This window comes from Elizabethkingia argenteiflava (assembly GCF_009904105.1).
Taxonomy (GTDB): Bacteria; Bacteroidota; Bacteroidia; order Flavobacteriales; family Weeksellaceae; genus Elizabethkingia; species Elizabethkingia argenteiflava.
On sequence record NZ_JAAABJ010000606.1, the window covers coordinates 1 to 5,944 of the forward strand.

The 5,944-nt window shown below is 31.6% G+C and carries 5 protein-coding genes and 2 pseudogenes; 6 read left to right on the forward strand and 1 reads right to left on the reverse strand.

The features are described 5' to 3' along the window. The first annotated feature begins 148 nt into the window (after positions 1-148). Entirely contained in the window at positions 149-559 is a 411-nt protein-coding gene (locus GNY06_RS10175) for a multidrug effflux MFS transporter (RefSeq protein ID WP_166519975.1), read from the forward strand. Between the two features lie 203 nt (positions 560-762). Beyond that, positions 763-928: pseudogene (locus GNY06_RS15775) on the forward strand (IS982 family transposase); the annotation flags it as partial. 480 nt (positions 929-1,408) lie between these two features. Here GNY06_RS15775 and GNY06_RS10180 read toward each other — a convergent pair. Next, positions 1,409-3,484 carry a M13 family metallopeptidase gene (locus tag GNY06_RS10180; RefSeq protein ID WP_166519976.1) on the reverse strand — a complete coding sequence of 692 codons (2,076 nt, stop codon included), beginning with the start codon at positions 3,482-3,484 and terminating at the stop codon, positions 1,409-1,411. A gap of 644 nt (positions 3,485-4,128) precedes the next feature. On the opposite strand from GNY06_RS10180, the pseudogene GNY06_RS15280 reads away from it, so the two are divergent. From GNY06_RS15280 to GNY06_RS10195, 4 genes and pseudogenes are all read left to right on the forward strand, one after another. Continuing rightward, positions 4,129-4,602: pseudogene (locus GNY06_RS15280) on the forward strand (2OG-Fe dioxygenase family protein). 74 nt (positions 4,603-4,676) lie between these two features. Then, a complete protein-coding gene (locus tag GNY06_RS15285) occupies positions 4,677-4,853 on the forward strand; it encodes a 2OG-Fe dioxygenase family protein (RefSeq protein WP_394350839.1) in 177 nt (58 codons plus the stop codon). Positions 4,854-4,902: 49 nt separating this feature from the next. Continuing rightward, positions 4,903-5,241: a tRNA-binding protein gene (locus GNY06_RS10190; protein ID WP_166519977.1), complete on the forward strand. Its 339-nt coding sequence runs from the start codon at positions 4,903-4,905 to the stop codon at positions 5,239-5,241. 424 nt (positions 5,242-5,665) lie between these two features. Beyond that, positions 5,666-5,806 carry a hypothetical protein gene (locus GNY06_RS10195; protein WP_166519978.1) on the forward strand — a complete coding sequence of 47 codons (141 nt, stop codon included), beginning with the start codon at positions 5,666-5,668 and terminating at the stop codon, positions 5,804-5,806. The last annotated feature ends 138 nt before the right edge of the window (positions 5,807-5,944 follow it).

The window sequence follows — 5,944 nt, forward strand, 5'->3', positions numbered from 1 at the left end:
AATTGTTATCAGTATCTCTAATATTTTTTCATAATTTGCGGTAAAGCTGTTCATATTTAATCGTTTGTTAGACTATTAATCTAATAATGAGCAGCTCCCTTTTTTTTATCCTAAATGAACCACGGGTAGTTCTAATATTTTTGTTTTTATGGTTATTGGATATCTTTTAGGAAATGTTTTAAATGGTAAATTAATAGTTAAAATAAAAGATCATTCTATTTTTATGATTGCCCATTTTATTATTATTTTAAGTTGTATTACTTTATATTTCTCATATGAAAATAAATTACTTTTTTTAACTAATTCTTTTTTATTAATTTTTAACTTGGGTATTGGCTTAATACTACCTAAATATATGTCAGAAATCTCAAATAAGTTTTCTAATAATAGAGGTTCTGCATCTGCAATTTCTGGATTTATGCAGTGCATTATAGCCGCGGTTTTTGTAAGCTTTATTGGTTTTTATAAATTGAATAATTTAATATTTGTAATTATTTTTATTTTAACACTTTTAAGCGCTATAATTTTACTTATTCTTCCAAGAAAGAGTGATCTTTAATAATTTATTTTAACGTGAATTCGATTTAATAAATAAAGAATTATTTAAAAAGAAAAGCAGAAAATTTAATATATCTAATCATCTAAAAAACCTACTATATTTTGTGAATATAGTAAGTTTTTTAGATAAATATTGATAAGTTTTTTTTAAAAGAATTCAACCAAATTTCAAAATAACACTTCTTAGAAACACGAAATATCGGAAAAAGGAGATTTGGTTTGTCACAGAGCGAAGTAATAACTATTATGATTTTTATTCCATTATAGAGATATCAGAAATTTGAAACATTTTTATCTGGGCTATGTTCAAAGGCATATGAAAAGGGATTTTCCACAAACCGTTTCCTATAACCGACTGGTAGAATTGCAAAATTCCTATGGTATTATCGTATTGCTAATCATATATATAATGTTTTATTAACAATGCCCAAAACACTTACATTGCTAACGTCTAAAATCCTGCCGATTGAGCGAAAGCCCAAGCCTTCAAGATAAAGTTGAAGAGCCTTTTTTCTGATTGTTTTTGAATATTCACCCCCTCTTTTATATACTGTAAAATTAAATCCACAATTTTTACATTTGTATCTTTGAAGATTCCTGAAAATCCATCATTTTTTTAGTAAAAAATCTATCCTAATTTTAGCAATACCAATTTTTGAATGTCATAAAAGAAATACGCAATATTTCTCAAAAATAGATATTCGAATGTTTCCAGAATAACAAAACTTGTTTTAAAAACTCTCAACTTAGGTTTAATTAGTATAAAAAGGGGTAATCTTAAACCCTTAGATTCAGAAGTCATCAGGCTAAAACCGCCACTTTATACAAAGTGGCGGTTTATTATCTGAACTTACCAGATTTTAATTCTGTCTTCCGGTGCTTTATAAAGCTTGTCTCCTGGTTTAATCTCAAAAGCTTTATAAAAAGCGTCTACATTGATTAATGGTCCAAAGGCTCTGTAATAACCTGGTGAATGTGGATCGGTCTTCACTTGATTAACCTTATACTCATCTGTAGACAATGTCCGCCATATCGTTGCCCAGGACATAAAAAAGCGTTGATTTTGGGTAAATCCACTTATTTTACCCGGATTCCCTTTGTCTTTAAGATACAGCTGTAATGCATCATAGGCTACACTTACGCCTCCTAGGTCTCCAATGTTTTCACCATTGGTAAATAAACCGTTAATATGAACTCCCGGAAAGGGTTGATATGCACTGAATTGCTCTGCTAATTTAGAGGTAGCCGCCTTAAAGTTCTTTAAATCTGTCTCTGACCACCAATTTTTGAGATTACCATCCCCATCGAAATCGGCACCACTATCGTCAAAACCATGTGACATCTCGTGGCCAATCACGGCACCTATACCTCCAAAATTAACAGCAGGGTCGGCTTTTAAATTGAAAAAAGGAGGTTGGAGTATAGCCGCCGGAAATACTATTTCGTTATTGGAAGGATTGTAATAAGCATTTACCGTCTGAGGGGACATCGACCATTTGGTTTTATCTACAGGTTTTCCTATTTTTTCCAATCTTCGCTGATATTCCCATTCTTCAACTTTCTGAAGATTGTCGTAAAGGCTTCCTCCCTTTTTAACAGAAATCTGCTCTAATTTGGAATAATCCTTCCAATGATCCGGATAGCCTACTTTAACTTTGAATTTATGTAACTTCTCCAAAGCTTTCAATTTGGTCTCCGAAGACATCCAAGTCAGTTCATTGATATGTTTGGCGAAACTTTTCTTGAGGTAATCGATGAGGTTTAACATTTCTGTTTTAGACTGTGGTGGAAAATATTTTTCCACATAAAGTTTACCAAAAGCCTCCCCTAAAACGGCATTGATAAGAGAGAGTCCTCTTTTCTCCATTGAGCGTTGCTCTTTTTGTCCTCTGAGGTATTTATTGTAAAAATTAAACTTAAGATTATCTAGTTTTTGATCTAAACGATCCGCATGAGAAGAGACCAAATGAAACTTGATATAATCCTTGATAAGGGGAATATTTTTTTCCGTAAGGAAAGTGTCTAAATTCTTGAAGTAGTTAATTTCACCAATGATAACCGTATCGGTATTAACGCCTACCGTTTTTAGATAATCTGGCAAGTCTACCTGCTTCACTATATTTTTTAACTGAGAAGTGTTCTGAGGATTATATCCCAAATTCGCATCCCTAATCTGCTCCAAGGTTAGCAAAGACTTGGCCATCTTCTTTTCGTAATCAAAGATATTTTTAGCGGTTTCAGAAGAATTTGTATAACCTATAGTCTCCAGTATAGCCGCTATGTATTTCTGATATTCTGCAATGGTTTTACTATTTGATTGGTTATCTTTTTGATAGTAATCTCTTCCTAAGCCCAACTCTGCAGCATACATATAAACTGCATTCATTTTAGAATTCTTCAAATCAGCACTAACAGACCATTCATAAAAAGGATTGAATCCCCGAAGAGTAGATTCTTTAAGATAAGCCTGTAGATCCTTCAGATCTTTAATATCATCTATTTTTTTTAAATCAGCTTGAATAGGTTCTAGGCCTTTCTCATTTCTTTTATTGATATCCATAAAACTCCCGTAGAGATCTTGGATCTTTTGCCCTTCACTTCCTTGAGGGTAAGTGTTTTTCAATATATTATTTAAAATAGTCAGAGATTGGTGCTCCGTAGTTTCCGCTAATTTTTCAAAAGATCCCCATCTCACTTTATCGGATGGAACTTTGGCGGTTTTCATCCAGCTCCCATTCACATAATTATAAAAATCATCCTGTGGCCGGACATTTGTGTCCATATTTTCCAGATTTAGCCCTTCCTCTTTTTTCATCAATGATGAGCCTGTAACTTGTTGCTTTGATTTTTTAGTTTTTTGCGCTATCGCTTCTCCTGCAAAAAGCACGGAAGCGGCTACCAACAAACTTGTTGTAAGTTTCTTCATAATATAATTTAATAATTAATTTATAAACTTTATACGGAATGTGTCTATATATTTTTTAAAAGGTTACAAGGTTAGTGTTTTAGTTTAGCTCCATCTCTTTACAAATTTATGTATGCTTCTTCTTGGATTGATATATTTTATTTGGTATGCCCATCTTTTAGTATTTCATAGGTTCTTTTTTAGGTATGATCTCTAAGGAAATATAAAATCAACACAGCTAAAATAAATTCCTTATATACAGATCTGATATTAGAAAAAATTGAATAACATCTTTTGTGAAATTTTGCGAAAAATCATATCCTGGTATCAGATTTTTTTATAAAATTAGTGTTTTATTAGATAGTACTATAATAAGAAAGTTTTTTTATTTACTTTATTTCTTTAGAATATTTAACCTACCATAAAATTTGTCTTTAAAGACAAGAAATAAGTTGTGAGCATAACGAAGAGCTTTGGACTGGGGGGGGAAAAAACATACCATAGTATATGATAGAATAACACGTAAAAAAATTACACAAATTGTTAATACATTAAAAAACACATGATTTCAATTAAAACAAAAACATCCCTTGCTTAAAAGATTTAAAAGAAGAATACGAAAGAAAAAGGGCTATTTTATTAAAGAAGAAAAAAATTATTGCAATATGAAAAGTCTTGGTACCAGTGATTATGATCTAAATGCATTAAGGAAAACGAGTAATTTATTAAAAAAAGACTCCACTCTAAATTTTAGAGAATCCAGAAATGGAAGATTGGTTTACGAGAACAAAAAAATATATAGAACAGAATTTCATTCATTCGTACTTTCAGCTGAAGAGGATTTTGTGAGACATGACTCTGGGAAAGTAAGAAATTTTTATGGATTGCAAGAAACAACAACTAACACGGCTTTTCAATCCTTGCTAAGATTTAAATAAATGATGATTGAAGGTGTAACGTCTAAAGAAAGACCTTTTTTAGATTATCAATCTGAAAAATGGATATCAACAGTTTTTAATTTAAGGACAATTACTACTCCTATTCTAATAGGTGAACCTGCATTAGAAGGGGTTCATACTGATGGGGTAGATCACACAATGACCATTTTACTTAATCACAAAAAACATGTCAAAAGATAGCGCTATAAATCTCATCCATTCTATTGGAGGAAATAAACGGAACGCGATGTGAGGACTCTAATCCAAATTATATCTTGTCAAAAGATCAGCATTGGGACTTTCTACACACTTTGCTAATTGTGGACCATGAAAGAAAACACAGTCTAACCCCTGTAAAAACAGAAACAGATATAGCGATTAGAGATATGTTGATTTTTTTTACAAGAAGCCTGCTCTTAAAGGTCGCGTTTCATATGAATATGATTCATTAAAAAGCTATGCTGATTATCAAGTATCATTTGATTTATAACAATATACAACATGAAAGAAATTGAATGGAAAGATTTTGAAAAAATAGAGATACGCGTAGGTAAAGTCATTAAGGTTGAAAATTTTGTCAAGGCTAAAAAACCTGCTTATATTTTACATATATATTTCGGAGAAGAAATTGGAGTTAAAAAAAGTAGTGCTCAAATAGTCAAGAATTACCAAGAGGATAATCTTATTGGGAAAAAAATATTGGCCGTTGTAAATCTACCAAAAAAACAAATAGCAAATATCCAATCTGAATGTCTGGTTACTGGTCTCTATGATGAACATGGAGGGGTATACTTGTGTGTTCCTGATGGAGATGTTCCCCTAGGTGCTAAATTGCTATAATCTCCAAGGAAATATAAAATATACAGGAAGGTCTAACTCCGCTAAAATAAATTCTTTATATGGAGATTTTATTTTAGAAAAAATTGAATAACGCCTTTTCTAAAATTTCGCAAAAAATCATATTTTGGTATCAGAGTTTTTCATAAAATATGAAAGTCAGGACTTAGATTGAGGATTTATAAATAATTATTAAATTGAAAAGCAAAAGCCTATCATGAATTTAAAAGCAATTTCAGATATACGTAGAAAATTAAAAGTTCTCAATTATGCAAAAGAGATTGGAAATATTATACAATTCGCATAGACCTAATGCTGACTTAAAAGGGAAAACTCCCTATGAAGTACTCAAAGAAAAATTAAATATTAATCCCTGAGGGTGTATCGCGAACTGTGTCATAAACATTATCTTTAAATATAATATTTTATGGCACAAGAAGAATTTGACTTTGAGTCTTTTAAGAAGGAGGCTATTGCGGGTCTTTATTCTGGAAAAAAAAAGACTGTCACCGATGGGGTTCTGTCTCCAATGGTGAATCACTTTCTGGAATCTATGATGTGCGGTTAGCTTGAATACCACCTTGCTCAAGATAAACTTAACGAGCAAATTAACCGTAAGAACGGTAAAACGAAGAAGCCCGTGCGTAGTCTAAGTGCTGGCTCATTTGAGTTAGAAACTGGTCGTGACCGCCTGGGTACTTTTGAA